Annotated in this window: 12 protein-coding genes, 1 tRNA gene and 1 pseudogene; all 14 read left to right on the forward strand. The window is 62.7% G+C overall.

Going from position 1 to position 16,018, the window contains the following annotated elements:
• Nucleotides 1-93: pseudogene (locus BLT40_RS19725) on the forward strand (elongation factor Tu); the annotation flags it as partial.
• Between the two features lie 92 nt (nt 94-185).
• Nucleotides 186-261: transfer RNA gene (locus BLT40_RS19730), tRNA-Trp, on the forward strand.
• Nucleotides 262-346: 85 nt separating this feature from the next.
• Nucleotides 347-742 (forward strand): preprotein translocase subunit SecE, encoded by a 396-nt coding sequence (secE, locus tag BLT40_RS19735; protein WP_051943919.1) that lies wholly within the window; start codon nt 347-349, stop codon nt 740-742.
• 8 nt (nt 743-750) lie between these two features.
• Entirely contained in the window at nt 751-1,311 is a 561-nt protein-coding gene (gene nusG, locus BLT40_RS19740) for a transcription termination/antitermination protein NusG (RefSeq protein ID WP_036115527.1), read from the forward strand.
• 202 nt (nt 1,312-1,513) lie between these two features.
• Entirely contained in the window at nt 1,514-1,942 is a 429-nt protein-coding gene (gene rplK / locus BLT40_RS19745; protein ID WP_036115523.1) for a 50S ribosomal protein L11, read from the forward strand.
• A 3-nt stretch (nt 1,943-1,945) separates the two neighbouring features.
• Complete coding sequence (gene rplA, locus BLT40_RS19750; protein WP_036115519.1) at nt 1,946-2,653, forward strand: 50S ribosomal protein L1; 708 nt, start codon at nt 1,946-1,948, stop codon at nt 2,651-2,653.
• A 342-nt stretch (nt 2,654-2,995) separates the two neighbouring features.
• Nucleotides 2,996-3,529, forward strand: a complete 534-nt coding sequence (gene rplJ, locus BLT40_RS19755; protein WP_036115517.1) for a 50S ribosomal protein L10 — start codon at nt 2,996-2,998, stop codon at nt 3,527-3,529.
• 44 nt (nt 3,530-3,573) lie between these two features.
• Entirely contained in the window at nt 3,574-3,945 is a 372-nt protein-coding gene (gene rplL, locus BLT40_RS19760; protein ID WP_036115514.1) for a 50S ribosomal protein L7/L12, read from the forward strand.
• Nucleotides 3,946-4,187: 242 nt separating this feature from the next.
• Nucleotides 4,188-8,357, forward strand: coding sequence for a DNA-directed RNA polymerase subunit beta (rpoB, locus tag BLT40_RS19765; protein ID WP_036115511.1), 4,170 nt, complete (start codon nt 4,188-4,190; stop codon nt 8,355-8,357).
• 25 nt (nt 8,358-8,382) lie between these two features.
• Nucleotides 8,383-12,597 carry a DNA-directed RNA polymerase subunit beta' gene (gene rpoC / locus BLT40_RS19770; RefSeq protein WP_043692604.1) on the forward strand — a complete coding sequence of 1,405 codons (4,215 nt, stop codon included), beginning with the start codon at nt 8,383-8,385 and terminating at the stop codon, nt 12,595-12,597.
• A gap of 174 nt (nt 12,598-12,771) precedes the next feature.
• A complete protein-coding gene (gene rpsL / locus BLT40_RS19775; RefSeq protein ID WP_036115505.1) occupies nt 12,772-13,146 on the forward strand; it encodes a 30S ribosomal protein S12 in 375 nt (124 codons plus the stop codon).
• A 16-nt stretch (nt 13,147-13,162) separates the two neighbouring features.
• On the forward strand, nt 13,163-13,630 hold the full coding sequence (gene rpsG / locus BLT40_RS19780; RefSeq protein ID WP_036115503.1) for a 30S ribosomal protein S7: 468 nt from the start codon (nt 13,163-13,165) through the stop codon (nt 13,628-13,630).
• 26 nt (nt 13,631-13,656) lie between these two features.
• The gene (gene fusA, locus BLT40_RS19785) at nt 13,657-15,780 is read left to right on the forward strand and encodes an elongation factor G (RefSeq protein WP_090356256.1); all 2,124 of its coding nucleotides are present in this window, start codon (nt 13,657-13,659) and stop codon (nt 15,778-15,780) included.
• A 50-nt stretch (nt 15,781-15,830) separates the two neighbouring features.
• On the forward strand, nt 15,831-16,018 hold a 188-nt coding region (locus BLT40_RS19790), incomplete at its 3' end, for a GTP-binding protein (protein ID WP_231873829.1).

A 16,018-nucleotide genomic window follows, 5' to 3' on the forward strand; every position in this document is an offset into this window, starting at 1 on the left:
TTCCCGATCGCCATGGACGAAGGCCTGCGCTTCGCGATCCGCGAAGGCGGTCGTACCGTCGGCGCCGGCGTCGTCGCCAAGATCAACAAGTAAGATAAGTGATGCCGGCCCCTCGGGGTCGGCACCCGGTCGCGGGGCGGGTCGGTCTTTGACTGCCCGCCCCGCGGTTCAACGGTTTCATTTGTACGCCAGTAGCTCAATTGGCAGAGCAGCGGTCTCCAAAACCGCAGGTTGGGGGTTCGAGTCCCTCCTGGCGTGCCACTTTTCGAGGAACGACGGCGGTTGACGCCGGGCGCAAGCAGGCGGTTTCGCTCGCTACGTCCGTCAGGCACCAGGCCAAGCGCGCATGAACACCAAGGCAGAACAAGCCAAGAGTATGGGCCCGGCCGATTTCGGCAAGCTGGCGCTCGCGCTGGTGGTGCTCGTCGCCGGCATCGTCGGTTTCTACTATTTCAGCGATAACCCGAGCGTGCCGTCCTTCGCACGCGTCGTCGGCGTTATCGCGGCGGTCGTCGCCGCCATGGCGATCGGTGCCTTTACGGTGCCCGGCCGCAAGCTGCGTGGTTTCATCTCCGAATCGCAGTTCGAGTTGCGCAAGGTCGTCTGGCCGTCGCGCGACGAAACGTTGAAGACCACCGGCATCATCATCGTGGTCGTCATCATTCTCTCGCTGCTGATGGGGCTGATCGACTGGTTGCTTAAAACCATCGTGCTCGATTGGCTGCTTAAGCTCGGACATTGAGGTAAGGCATGAGCAAGCGCTGGTACGTGGTTCACGCCTATTCGGGTTTCGAACAGCAGGTTCGCAAGGCCCTGACCGAGCGCGTCGTGCGCGAAGGTATGGAAGAGAAGTTCGGTGAGATCCTGGTTCCGACCGAGGAAGTCATCGAGATGCGCGGTGGCCAGAAGCGTCGCAGCGAGCGCAAGTTCTTCCCGGGTTATGTTCTGGTCCAGATCGAAACCGATACGAGCGGCAAGGTGCCGCGCATCGACGACGAATGCTGGCATCTGGTCAAGGAAACCCCGAAGGTCATGGGTTTCATCGGCGGCACCGCCGACCGTCCGCACCCGATCCGCGATACCGAGGCTGACGCTATTCTCAGTCGCGTGCGCGAGGGTGTCGAGAAGCCCCGTCCGAAGGTTCTCTTCGAGCCGGGCGAGATGGTTCGTGTCACCGAAGGTCCGTTCAACGACTTCAATGGCGTCGTCGAAGAAGTCAACTACGAAAAGAGCCGCCTGCGCGTCGCGGTGCTCATTTTCGGTCGTTCTACCCCGGTCGAGCTCGAATTCGGCCAGGTGGAGAAGGCCTAAGGGCCTCCTGGCGGGATCGCTCCCGCCCATTCGGCATCGGGTTGCTTAGCCCGGGTCGGACGTCTATAATGCCCGGTCCACGCTGGAGCCTTGCGCTTCGGCGTGTCCGCGTTTCAGGGGTTCGCAGGTGCGAATCCCCTCACCACCACGGAAGGTCAACAGCGAGGAGCCGCAAGGCGTCAGCACTCGCGAGGAAAGTTAAATGGCAAAGAAAGTCATTGGTTACATCAAGTTGCAGGTCAAGGCCGGTCAGGCTAACCCGTCGCCGCCGGTGGGTCCGGCCCTCGGTCAGCGCGGTCTGAACATCATGGAGTTCTGCAAGGCATTCAATGCCGCCACGCAGAAGCTCGAGCCGGGTCTCCCGATCCCGGTCGTGATCACGGCCTATTCGGACCGTACCTTCACCTTCATCACGAAGACCCCGCCGGCCTCGATCCTTCTCAAGAAGATCACGGGCGTGGCCAAGGGTTCGCAGAAGCCGAACACCGACAAGGTCGGTAAGGTCACCCGCGCCCAGCTCGAGGAAATCGCGAAGCAGAAGGAGCCGGATCTCACGGCTGCTGATCTCGAAGCTGCCGTGCGTACGATCGCCGGCAGCGCGCGTTCCATGGGTCTGGTGGTGGAGGGTTAAGTCATGGCAAAGCTCACGAAGCGTATGAAGGCCGCATCGGCCGCTGTCCAGCCCGGCAAGACCTATGGTCTCGACGAAGCGCTGAAGATCGTCAAGGACAACGCCAAGGCCAAGTTCGGCGAGTCGGTCGACGTCTCGGTCCGTCTCGGCATCGACGCGAAGAAGTCCGACCAGGGCGTTCGCGGTTCCTCGCTGCTGCCGCACGGCACCGGCAAGACCGTTCGCGTGGCCGTGTTCGTGCCGCCGGGTGAGAAGGCTGACGCCGCTCTCGCCGCCGGCGCCGACGCTGTCGGTATGGACGACCTCGCCGAGAAGATGGCCGCTGGCGATCTGAACTACGGCCGCGTCATTGCTACGCCGGACGCGATGCGCGTCGTCGGTAAGCTCGGTCAGGTCCTCGGTCCCCGTGGCCTGATGCCGAACCCGAAGGACGGCTCGGTCACCGCCGACGTCGCCACGGCCGTCAAGAACGCCAAGGCCGGCCAGGTCAAGTTCCGTAACGACAAGGGTGGCATCATCCACGCCACCATCGGCAAGGCGAGCTTCGAAGCCGCCCAGCTGGCCGACAACCTGAATGCCCTGATCGCCGACCTGCTGAAGGCCAAGCCTTCCGCAGCCAAGGGTCAGTACATCCAGAAGGTCGCGCTGTCGAGCACCATGGGCGTGGGCGTGCCGGTCGATACCTCGACCGTGAACACCTCGGCCAAGTAATCGGTTTTACGGCCTCCGCCGGTTCGCCGGCGGGGGAACGTTTTTGAGGGCAGCCGGGGGCGCAAGTCCGCGGTAGCCGTCAAAGACCGTAGGCGCGTTCAGCGCGCGACGGCGACGAGCAGGGAGCTCGTGTTGGCATGGAAACGCCGTCGTCGTTAGCGGGTTCGCTTAATCGGGTACCTCGCGGTGTCCGGCCTGCGTAGATGGTGTAGCCCCTTCCGTATTCGTTTCGAATGGGGAAAGGCCACCACCCGGGACACGTCGTGTCCCCGACGTCAGGACGATGTCGCCCAGGACCGCAAACGGCAGGAGTCGTGAGCGGAGTTCAATTGGAGGAGTGCAATGGCTCTCAATCTGTCCCAGAAGCAAGAAGTAGTCGCAGAGCTGGCAGAAATCGCCGCTAAGGCTCACTCCTTGGTCGCTGTCGAGTACGCAGGCACCACGGTCTCTCAGATGACCGCGATGCGTAAGAAGGCACGCGAGTCGGGCGTTTTCTTGAAAGTTGTCAAGAACACGCTTGCCGCCCGCGCTGTCGCCGGAACCGAGTTCGAGGTCGTCCAGGACGCTCTCGTCGGTCCGCTGCTTTATGCGTTCTCGCTCGAAGAACCCGGCGCTGCCGGGCGCGTGATCAAGGAATTCGCAAAGTCTAACGACAAGCTCATCCCGAAGGTCGTTTCGGTGGAAGGCAAGCTGCTTCCCCCGGCGCACGTCGACGTTCTCGCGTCGCTGCCGACCCGCCAGGAAGCGCTTGCCATGCTGGCCCGCGTCCTGTCCGAACCGGCTGCGATGTTCGCACGCGCCGTCAAGGCAGTGGCCGATCAGCAGGGTGGTGGCGAAGTCGCCGCCGACGCCCCGACCGAAGCCGAACCCGCCTAAGTTCGCCGACTTTTCTCATCGAAACCATTTAAAGGTAAGAAACAATGTCCACCCTGACCACCGAACAGATCGTCGAAGCCATCAAGGCCAAGTCCCTGATGGAAATCATGGAACTGGTTAAGTCGATCGAAGACACCTTTGGCGTCTCGGCTGCCGCTCCGGTTGCCGCCGCTGGCCCGGCCGCTGCCGGCCCGGCCGCTGAAGAGCAGACCGAGTTCGACGTGATCCTCAAGTCCGCCGGCGACAAGAAGGTCGACGTCATCAAGGCTGTCCGCGCCATCACCGGCCTCGGCCTGAAGGAAGCGAAGGACCTGACCGAAGCCGGTGGCGTCGTGAAGGAAGCCGCTTCGAAGGACGACGCTGCCAAGTTCAAGAAGGATCTGGAAGCTGCCGGCGCCACGGTCGAACTCAAGTAATCGGCGCCTTGCGCGCCAGTAGTTCGACATAGCGTCAAGTGAGCCTGGGGGCGTAAGCCCCCGGGCTTTGGCCGTTCAGCGGCCTGTTCGAAGCGTCACGCGTCATGTTCCACGCTGTCCCTGTCGGAAATGGGACATCGGGAGTCGAGGGCAGCGATGCCCTGCGGTACGAATCTCGATCTCCGATTTTCGATCCATCCGATTTTTGATTGACCCATTACTGAGTCGAGGCGGTACCTACCATGACCTACTCGTTTACCGAGAAGAAGCGCATCCGTAAGGACTTCGGCAAGCGCCCGCCCGTGCTGGGCGTGCCCAACCTGCTGACCATCCAGACTGACTCGTACAAGGAATTCCTGCAGGAGCAGCTGAGCTCCAAGCAGCGCGAAGAGAAGGGCCTCCACGCCGCCCTGAAGTCGGTGTTCCCGATTTCCAGCTATTCCGGCAATGCCGCGCTCGAGTACGTCGACTACAGGCTCGGCGAACCCGCGTTTGATGAACGTGAATGCCGCAACCGTGGCATGACGTTCGGTGCGCCGCTGCGCACGACGGTCCGCCTGGTGATCTACGACAAGGACAGCCCGGCTTCCAAGAAGGCCGTGAAGTACGTCAAGGAGCAGGAGGTCTACATGGGCGAGATCCCGCTCATGACCGACACCGGCACCTTCATCATCAACGGCACCGAGCGCGTCATCGTCTCGCAGCTGCATCGTTCGCCGGGCGTGTTCTTCGATCACGACCGCGGCAAGACGCACAGCTCGGGCAAGCTGCTGTTCTCGGCTCGCGTCATTCCTTACCGTGGCTCGTGGCTCGACTTCGAGTTCGACCCGAAGGACGCGCTGTTCACCCGTATCGATCGTCGCCGCAAGCTGCCGGTGACGGTGCTCCTGCGCGCGCTCGGTTACGGCAACGAAGAGATGCTCGACATCTTCTTCGAGCACAACGTGTTCCACCTGGGCAAGAAGGGCGGCGTCACGCTCGATCTCGTCGCCGAGCGCCTGCGCGGTGAGACCCTCTCGTTCGACCTGCTGGTCGACGGCAAGGTGCTGGTCGAGGCCGGCAAGCGCATCACCGCGCGCCACGTCCGTCAGCTGGCCAGCGAGAAGATCACCACGCTCGAAGTGCCGGACGACTACCCGGTCGGCCGTATCGTCGCGATCGACATGATCGACAAGGACACGGGCGAGATCATCGCCGCGGCCAACGACGAGCTCACCCTCGAGCACCTCGAGAAGTTCCGCAAGGGCGGTATCGAAACCGTGCCGACGCTGTACGTCAACGATCTCGATCGTGGTGCGTACATCTCGAACACGCTGCGCATCGACAACACGCGCACGCAGCTCGAGGCCCTGGTCGAAATCTACCGGATGATGCGTCCGGGCGAGCCGCCGACCAAGGATGCCGCGCAAAATCTGTTCTTCAATCTGTTCTTCACCTTCGACCGTTACGACCTTTCGGGCGTCGGCCGCATGAAGTTCAATCGCCGTGTCGGCCGCAAGGACGTCATCGGTCCGGGCGTGCTCTACGATCACAAGTACTTCTCCGAGCGCAAGGAAGAAGAGTCGCAGCGTCTGGTCGCCGAGCAGGGCGAGACCTCCGACATCCTCGACGTCCTGCGCGTCCTGATCGACATTCGCAACGGCACCGGCACGGTCGACGATATCGACCATCTCGGTAACCGTCGCGTGCGTTCGGTCGGCGAAATGGCGGAAAACACCTTCCGCATCGGTCTCGTCCGTGTCGAGCGCGCGGTTCGCGAGCGTCTGTCGCTGGCTGAATCCGAAGGCCTGACTCCGCAGGAACTGATCAACGCCAAGCCGGTCGCGGCGGCGGTGAAGGAGTTCTTCGGTTCGTCGCAGCTCTCGCAGTTCATGGATCAGAACAACCCGCTGTCCGAAGTGACCCACAAGCGCCGCGTGTCGGCGCTCGGACCAGGCGGCCTGACCCGTGAGCGCGCCGGCTTCGAAGTCCGCGACGTTCACCCGACCCATTACGGCCGTGTCTGCACCATCGAAACGCCGGAAGGTCCGAACATCGGCCTGATCAACTCGCTGGCCGTGTATGCCCGCACCAACGCTTACGGCTTCCTCGAGACGCCGTACCGCAAGGTCGAGAACGGCAAGGTCACCGACAAGGTCGATTACCTCTCCGCCATCGAAGAGGGCGACCACGTCATCGCGCAGGCGAACTCGCCGCTGTCGAAGGAAGGCAAGTTCCTCGAAGACTTCGTCTCCTGCCGCTTCCGCGGTGAGTCGGAGCTGCGTCCGTCGGCCGAGATCAACTACATGGACGTTTCGCCCATGCAGACGGTGTCGGTCGCGGCGGCACTCGTGCCGTTCCTCGAGCACGATGACGCGAACCGCGCTCTGATGGGCGCCAACATGCAGCGCCAGGCCGTTCCGACCCTGCGCAGCCAGAAGCCGCTCGTCGGCACGGGTATCGAGCGCGCCGTGGCGCGTGACTCGGGCGTTACCGTGTCCGCCAAGCGCGGCGGTGTCATCGACCAGGTCGATGCCGCCCGTATCGTCGTGCGCGTCAACGAAGCGGAAGTGGACGAGAACGACGCCGGCGTCGATATCTATACGCTGACCAAGTACACCCGCTCCAACCAGAACACCAACCTCAATCAGCGTCCGCTGGTGAACGTCGGTGACATCGTGGCGGTGGGCGACACCCTGGCGGACGGTTCCTCGACCGACCTCGGTGAGCTCGCGCTCGGCCAGAACATGCTCGTCGCGTTCATGCCGTGGAACGGCTACAACTTCGAAGACTCGATCCTCATCTCCGAGCGCGTGGTCCAGGAAGATCGTTACACCTCGATCCACATCGAGGAAATGACCTGCATCGCCCGTGACACCAAGCTGGGTGCCGAGGAAATCACCGCCGACATCCCGAACGTGGGTGAGCAGGCGCTGGCTCGTCTGGACGAATCCGGCATCGTGTACATCGGTGCGGAAGTGAAGGCGGGCGACATCCTCGTCGGCAAGGTCACGCCCAAGGGCGAGAGCCAGCTGACGCCGGAAGAGAAGCTCCTCCGCGCCATCTTCGGCGAGAAGGCGTCGGACGTTAAGGACAGCTCGCTGCGCGTGCCCCCGGGCATGGACGGCAATGTCATCGACGTGCAGGTCTTCACCCGCGACGGTATCGAGAAGGACAAGCGCGCCAAGCAGATCGAAGAGACCGAACTGAAGCGGATCCGCAAGGATCTGGACGATCAGTTCCGCATCCTCGAAGGCGCCATCTACGCACGTATGCGTGCGCAGCTCGTCGGCAAGTCCGCGATGAGCGGTCCGGGCGGTCTCAAGCGCGGCACCGTCATCGACGACGCCTACCTCGATACGCTGAAGAAAGACGACTGGTTCAAGATCAACGTCAAGGAAGAGGAAGTCTCGGAGTTCCTCGAGCGCGCGGCCGACCAGGTCAAGCGTCACCGCGAGGCCTTCGACAAGCGCTTCAAGGAGAAGCAGGGCAAGATCACCCAGGGCGACGACCTCGCTCCGGGCGTGCTCAAGATGGTCAAGGTGTACCTCGCCGTTAAGCGCCGCATCCAGCCGGGCGACAAGATGGCAGGCCGCCACGGCAACAAGGGTGTCGTGTCGATGATCGTTCCGGTCGAAGACATGCCGTTCTCCGCCGACGGCCGTCCGGTCGACATCTGCCTGAACCCGCTGGGCGTGCCTTCGCGTATGAACATCGGTCAGATTCTCGAGGTCCATCTGGGCTGGGCCGCCAAGGGCCTGGGCCACAAGATCTCGGCCATGATCGAAGCCAACGAGAAGCCGGCGAAGCTGCGCGAGTTCCTCGACGAGGTCTACAACCACGGCAATGCCGGTGCGGAAGGTGCGGTGCGCCACGTCGACCTCAAGTCGATGACGGACGCCGAGATCATCCAGCTCGCCGACAACCTGCGCGATGGCGTCCCGATGGCCACCCCGGTCTTCGACGGCGCGGAAGAAACCGAGATCAAGCACATGCTGAAGCTCGCCGGCCTGCCGGAATCCGGTCAGACGGTGCTCTTCGACGGTCGTACCGGCGAGGCATTCGATCGCCCGGTCACCGTGGGCTACATGCACATGCTGAAGCTGAACCACCTCGTCGACGACAAGATGCACGCGCGTTCGACGGGCCCGTACTCGCTCGTTACCCAGCAGCCGCTGGGCGGCAAGGCGCAGTTCGGTGGCCAGCGCTTCGGCGAAATGGAAGTCTGGGCGCTCGAGGCCTACGGCGCCGCGTACACCCTGCAGGAAATGCTGACCGTGAAGTCGGATGACGTGCAGGGCCGCAACCAGATGTACAAGAACATTGTCGACGGCAACCACGAGATGTCCGCGGGTATGCCGGAATCCTTCAACGTGCTCGTGAAGGAAATCCGTTCGCTCGCTATCGATATCGAGCTGGAAGAGATCAAGTGATCGTCGCGGCTACCGGAGATTACGCATGAAAGACCTGCTCAATCTGTTCAACCAGCAGCGACAGACGCTGGACTTCGACGCGATCAAGATCGCTCTGGCTTCGCCGGAGCTGATCCGTTCGTGGTCGTACGGCGAAGTGAAGAAGCCGGAAACCATCAACTACCGCACGTTCAAGCCTGAGCGTGACGGTCTGTTCTGCGCCGCCATCTTCGGTCCGATCAAGGACTACGAGTGCCTGTGCGGCAAGTACAAGCGCATGAAGCACCGCGGCGTGGTCTGCGAAAAGTGCGGTACCGAGGTCACCCTGGCCAAGGTCCGTCGCGAGCGCATGGGCCACATCGAGCTGGCCAGCCCGACCGCGCACATCTGGTTCCTGAAGTCGCTGCCGTCGCGCATCGGCCTCATGCTGGACATGACGCTGCGTGACATCGAGCGCATCCTGTACTTCGAAGCCTTCGTGGTTATCGATCCAGGCCTGACCGCGCTCGAGCGCGGCCAGCTGCTCAGCGAAGACCAGTACCTGGAAGCGACCGAAGAGCACGGCGACGAGTTCGATGCCCGCATGGGTGCCGAGGCCGTCTACGAGCTGCTCAAGAGTCTCGACCTGCCGGGCGAAGTCATTCGCCTCAAGGAAGAGATCTCTTCGACCAATTCCGAGACCAAGCTCAAGCGCCTCACCAAGCGCGTGAAGCTGATCGAGGCGTTCCTCGAGTCGGGCAACAAGCCGGAATGGATGGTCATGACCGTCCTGCCGGTGCTGCCGCCCGATCTGCGTCCGCTCGTCCCGCTGGACGGCGGTCGTTTCGCCACCTCCGATCTGAACGACCTCTACCGTCGTGTGATCAACCGCAACAACCGCCTCAAGCGTCTGCTCGAACTCGCCGCGCCGGACATCATCGTCCGCAACGAGAAGCGCATGCTGCAGGAGTCGGTCGATGCGCTGCTCGATAACGGCCGTCGCGGTCGTGCCATCACCGGCACGAACAAGCGCGCGCTGAAGTCGCTCGCCGACATGATCAAGGGCAAGCAGGGTCGCTTCCGTCAGAACCTGCTCGGCAAGCGCGTCGACTACTCGGGCCGTTCGGTCATCGTGGTCGGCCCGACGCTGCGTCTGCACCAGTGCGGTCTGCCGAAGAAGATGGCGCTCGAGCTGTTCAAGCCCTTCATCTTCGCCAAGCTGCAGGCTCGCGGCGAAGCCACGACCATCAAGGCCGCGAAGAAGCTCGTCGAGCGCGAAGAGGCACAGGTCTGGGACATCCTGGAAGACGTGATCCGCGAACATCCGGTCATGCTCAACCGCGCTCCGACCCTGCATCGTCTGGGCATCCAGGCGTTCGAGCCGGTCCTCATCGAAGGCAAGGCGATCCAGCTGCATCCGCTCGTCTGCACGGCGTTCAACGCCGACTTCGACGGTGACCAGATGGCCGTCCACGTGCCGCTGTCGATCGAGGCACAGCTCGAAGCGCGCGCCCTGATGATGTCGTCGAACAACATCCTGTCGCCCGCCAACGGCGAGCCGATCATCGTGCCGTCGCAGGACGTCGTGCTCGGTCTGTACTACATGACACGCGAGCTGATCAACGCGAAGGGCGCCGGCATGGTGTTCGCGAACGTCGGCGAAGTGCGTCGTGCGTACGACAACCGCGCCGTCGAGCTGCACGCCAAGGTCAAGGTCCGCGTTCACATCACCGAGCAGGACTCGGAGGGTGCGACCTCGTCGCGTACCGCCATCGTCGACACGACGGTGGGCCGCGCGCTGCTCATGGAGATCATCCCGGACGGCCTCCCGTTCGCGCTGGTCAACACCGAGCTGACCAAGAAGAACATCTCGCGCCTGATCAACCAGAGCTACCGTCTGCTCGGTCTGAAGGAATCGGTCGTGTTCGCCGACAAGCTGATGTACACCGGCTTCCGTTTCGCGACGCGTGCCGGTATCTCCATCGGTATCGACGACATGAAGATCCCGGCTGAGAAGAAGGGCATCCTCGAGGAAGCCGAGAAGGAAGTCGTCGAGATCCAGGAGCAGTACCAGTCGGGTCTCGTGACCGCCGGCGAGCGTTACAACAAGGTCGTCGACATCTGGTCCCGCACCAACGAACTCGTCGCCAAGGCGATGATCGACGGTATCGGTACCGAGAAGGTCCAGGACCCGGAAGGCAAGACGGTCAACCAGAAGTCGATGAACTCGCTGTACATCATGGCGGACTCCGGTGCGCGTGGTAGTGCGGCGCAGATTCGTCAGCTGGCGGGTATGCGTGGCCTGATGGCCCGTCCGGATGGCTCGATCATCGAGACGCCCATCAAGGCGAACTTCCGCGAAGGCCTGAACGTGCTGCAGTACTTCAACTCGACCCACGGTGCTCGTAAGGGCCTCGCGGATACCGCGCTGAAGACCGCCAACTCCGGTTACCTGACCCGTCGTCTCGTCGACGTGGCGCAGGACGTCGTCATCACCGAGCACGATTGCGGCACGGAAGACGGCGTCATGATGTCCCCGATCGTCGAAGGCGGTGACGTGGTCGAGCCGTTGCGCGAGCGCGTGCTGGGTCGCGTGGTGGTCGAGGACGTCTACGCCCCCGGCGACGACGACCAGGCCATCGTGACCCGCGACACGCTGCTCGACGAGTATCTGGTCGACAAGCTCGACAAGGCTTCGGTGCAGCTGATCAAGGTCCGTTCGCCGATCACCTGCCGTGCGAGCCACGGTGTCTGCGCCCTCTGCTACGGCCGCGATCTGGCCCGTGGTCACCTGGTCAACATGGGTGAGGCCGTGGGTGTGGTCGCCGCTCAGTCGATCGGTGAGCCGGGTACCCAGCTGACGATGCGTACGTTCCACATCGGTGGTGCGGCGTCTCGTGCGGCAGCGGTCGATAACGTCACGGTTCGTACCACCGGCGCGCTGAAGTTCAACAACCTGAAGTCGGTCGAGCACAACCAGGGTCACCTGGTCGCCGTCTCGCGTTCGGGCGAAGTGAGCGTCATCGATGCCAACGGTCGCGAGCGTGAGCGCTACAAGGTGCCTTACGGTGCGACGATTTCGGTGAAGGACGGCGACCCGGTCAAGTCCGGTCAGACCGTCGCCAACTGGGATCCGCACACCCACCCGATCGTCACGGAAGTGGCGGGCGTGGTGCGCTTCATCGACTTCATCGACGGCATCACCGTGCAGTCGCAGACCGATGAACTCACCGGTCTCGAGTCGGCGGTGGTCACCGATCCGAAGCGTCGCGGTACGCAGGCCAAGGATCTGCGCCCGATCGTTCGCCTGGAAGACAGCAAGGGCCGCGAGCTCAAGCTGCCGGGCACGGACATCGCGGCTCAGTACTTCCTGCCGGCCGGCGCGATCGTGTCGATCCAGAACGGTACCGAAGTGGGCGTGGGCGACGTTGTCGCTCGTATCCCGCAGGAGACCTCGAAGACCCGCGACATCACCGGTGGTCTGCCGCGCGTCGCCGATCTGTTCGAAGCCCGCAAGCCGAAGGAGCCGGCGATCCTCGCGGAGCGCTCCGGTATCGTCAGCTTCGGCAAGGACACCAAGGGCAAGCAGCGTCTGATCATCAAGGACGTGGACGGCAACGAGCACGAAGAGCTGATTCCGAAGTGGCGTCAGGTCATCGTCTTCGAAGGCGAGCACGTGGAGAAGGGCGAAACCGTCGTCGACGGCGAGCCGAATCCGCACGACATCCTGCGCCTGCTGGGTGTGGAGCCGCTGGCTTCGTACCTGGTCAAGGAAATTCAGGACGTCTACCGCCTGCAGGGCGTGAAGATCAACGACAAGCACATCGAAGCGATCATTCGCCAGATGCTGCGTAAGGTCGAGATCACCGAGGCGGGTGACAGCACCTACCTGCGCGGTGAGCAGGTGGAGCGCGTCCGGATCAATGAAGAGAATGACCGCGCGGAGGCTCGTGGTGAGCGTCGCGCCGGCTTCGAATCGGTCCTGCTGGGCATCACCAAGGCATCGCTGGCCACCGAGTCGTTCATCTCGGCGGCATCGTTCCAGGAGACCACCCGCGTCCTCACCGAGGCAGCGGTTCGCGGTACCCGGGATACGTTGCGGGGCCTGAAAGAAAATGTTATTGTTGGGCGGCTAATCCCTGCAGGTACGGGTCTGGCATACCACGCTTCGCGTCGTAGCCAGGGCGGTCTGACGGCTTCGGAGCTCGAAACCCTCTCGGGTTCGGCATCGACCGTCACGTTCGCTGAATCCGCTGCCGGGTCCAACGATAGCGCTGAGTAAGGCCCGTATCGCGGGTTTTGCTTGTACATACGAAATGAGGCGCAGGGACGCGCCTCGTGTTCGGATTCAAGGACGATGGGCGCCAGTTCGCTTCGCGGGCGGCGCACGTCAACAACGTTTTTATGGCGGGCCGATCTTTCGGTCTGCCTTTATGTTTCTCAGGAATAGCTTCGCATGACGACAGTCAACCAGTTGGTGCGCAAATCCCGCAGCCCGAAGGCGTACAAGAGCGCCTCGCCGGCCCTGCAGAGCAGCCCGCAGCGCCGCGGCGTCTGCACGCGCGTGTATACGACCACCCCGAAGAAGCCGAACTCGGCGCTGCGTAAGGTTGCCAAGGTGCGCCTGACCAACGGTTTCGAAGTCATCAGCTACATCGGTGGCGAAGGTCACAACCTCCAGGAGCACTCGGTGGTCCTGATCCGTGGCGGTCGCGTCAAGGATCTCCCCGGTGTGCGTTATCACACGGTTCGCGGCAGTCTCGACTGCGCCGGCGTGACCAAGCGTCGCAAGTCGCGCTCGAAGTACGGCGCCAAGCGCCCGAAGAGCTGAGTAAAGGACAAGAATTATGTCGCGTAAAGGTTCCCATCCCGCCCGTGTGGTCCTCCCGGACCCGAAGCACGGAAGCCAGCTGATCGCCCGCTTCATCAATATGGTGATGAAGTCCGGCAAGAAGTCCGTCGCCGAATCCATCGTGTACGGCGCCCTGCAGCACATCGGCGAAAAGCACGCCGAGCCGGTGCAGCTTGTCGAGAAGGCTCTGGGCAATATCGCCCCGGCCGTCGAAGTCAAGTCGCGTCGTGTCGGTGGTGCTACGTACCAGGTGCCGGTCGAAGTCCGTCCGGGCCGTCGTATGGCGCTTGCCATGCGCTGGGTGATCGACGCGGCGCGCAAGCGCGGCGAGACGTCCATGCCGCGCAAGCTGGCCGCTGAACTGCTCGAAGCCTCGGAATCCCGTGGCGGCGCCGTCAAAAAGCGCGAAGAAACGCACCGCATGGCGGAGGCCAACAAGGCCTTCTCGCATTACCGCTGGTAATTACAGCTCCAGATTGAGGAAAGACCGTGGCACGCACTACGCCCATCGAGCGCTACCGCAACTTCGGCATCATGGCTCACATCGACGCCGGCAAGACCACGACCACGGAGCGCATCCTGTTCTACACCGGTGTCAGTCATAAGATTGGCGAGGTGCACGACGGTGCCGCTACGATGGACTGGATGGAGCAGGAGCAGGAGCGCGGCATCACCATCACTTCCGCTGCCACCACGGCATTCTGGAAGGGCATGGATCGTTCGCTGCCCGAGCACCGCTTCAACATCATCGACACCCCGGGACACGTCGACTTCACCATCGAAGTGGAGCGCTCGCTCCGCGTCCTCGACGGTGCGGTGTTCGTGCTCTGCGCCGTGGGTGGCGTGCAGCCGCAGTCCGAAACCGTCTGGCGTCAGGCCAACCGGTACAAGGTGCCGCGCCTTGCGTTCGTCAACAAGATGGACCGCACCGGCGCGAACTTCTACAAGGTCGTCGACCAGCTGAAGGCTCGTCTCGGCGCCAACCCGGTCGAGATGCAAGTCCCGATCGGTGCCGAAGATGGCTTCGAGGGCGTCGTCGACCTCCTCAAGATGAAGTCGATCATCTGGGACATGGAGTCCCAGGGCATGAAGTTCGAGTACCAGGACATCCCGGCGAACCTCCAGGGAAAGGCCGAGTCGGCCCGTACCGCCATGATCGAAGCCGCGGCCGAGGCCACGGAAGAGATGATGGACAAGTACCTGGGCGGCGAAGAGCTGACCGAGGAAGAGATCATCGAGGGCCTGCGCCTGCGCACGCTCAAGAGCGAGATCATCCCGGTGTTCTGCGGCACGGCGTTCAAGAACAAGGGCGTCCAGGCGATGCTCGACGCGGTCGTCAATCTGCTCCCGTCGCCGCTCGACCGTCCGCCGGTCGAAGGCATCGACGAGGACGAGAAGCCGGATACCCGTCCGGCCAAGGACGACGCTCCGTTCTCGGCGCTCGCGTTCAAGATCATGACCGACCCGTTCGTCGGCGCGCTGACGTTCTTCCGTGTCTATTCGGGCACGCTGAACGCCGGTGACCAGGTGTATAACCCGGTCAAGTCGAAGAAGGAGCGCATCGGCCGCATTCTGCAGATGCACGCCAACGAGCGTCACGAACTGAAGGAAGTCCGCGCGGGCGACATCGCCGCCGCGGTCGGCCTGAAGGACGTCACGACCGGTGACACGCTGTGCGCGCAGGATCACGTCATCACTCTGGAGCGCATGACGTTCCCGGAGCCGGTGATCTCGATGGCGGTCGAGCCGAAGACCAAGTCGGACCAGGAAAAGATGGGTATCGCCCTCGGCCGTCTGGCTGCGGAAGATCCGTCTTTCCGCGTCAAGACGGACGAAGAGTCGGGCCAGACGATCATCTCGGGCATGGGCGAGCTTCACCTGGACATCCTGGTGGACCGCATGCGTCGCGAGTTCAACGTCGAAGCCAACGTCGGCAAGCCGCAGGTCGCTTACCGCGAGACGATTCAGGATTCGGACGTCAAGTCGGACTACAAGCACGCCAAGCAGTCCGGTGGTAAGGGTCAGTACGGTCACGTCGTGATCGAGCTGTCGCCGATCACCGATGCCGACCGCGCCGATCCGAAGCTGGTCATCAAGGACGACTTCCTGTTCATCAACGACATCACCGGCGGCGTGATCCCGAAGGAATTCATTCCCTCGGTCGAGAAGGGCCTCCGTGAGACGATCACCAGCGGTCCGCTCGCGGGCTTCCCGGTCGTCAACGTCAAGGTGAAGCTGGTCTTCGGTTCGTACCATGACGTCGACTCGTCGGAAATGGCGTTCAAGCTCGCCGCATCGATGGCGTTCAAGCAGGGCTTTGCCAAGGCGAAGCCGGTTCTGCTCGAGCCGATCATGAAGGTCGAGGTCGTGACGCCCGAAGACTACGTCGGTGACGTCATGGGCGACATCAGCCGCCGTCGTGGCATGCTGACCGGTCAGGAAGAGACGCCGTCGGGTAAGACCGTCAACGCGATGATTCCGCTCGGCGAAATGTTCGGCTACGCGACCTCGCTGCGCTCGCAGACCCAGGGTCGTGCGACGTTCACGATGGAATTCGATCATTACGAGCCGGCGCCGAAGAATGTCGCCGACGAGGTCATGAAGAAGTCCTGATCGGACTTCTTCATAAAAACTTTTAACGATTTTTCAGAGGTTTCAGAGTCATGGCAAAGGGTAAGTTCGAGCGTAAGAAGCCGCACGTCAACGTCGGCACCATCGGTCACGTCGACCACGGCAAGACCACGCTGACCGCCGCGCTGACCAAGATCGGCGCCGAGCGTTTCGGTGGCGAGTTCAAGGACTACGGTTCGATCGATGCGGCGCCGGAAGAGAAGGCACGCGGCATCACGAT

The organism is Dyella sp. 333MFSha, from assembly GCF_900102405.1.
Classification (GTDB): Bacteria; Pseudomonadota; Gammaproteobacteria; order Xanthomonadales; family Rhodanobacteraceae; genus Luteibacter; species Luteibacter mycovicinus.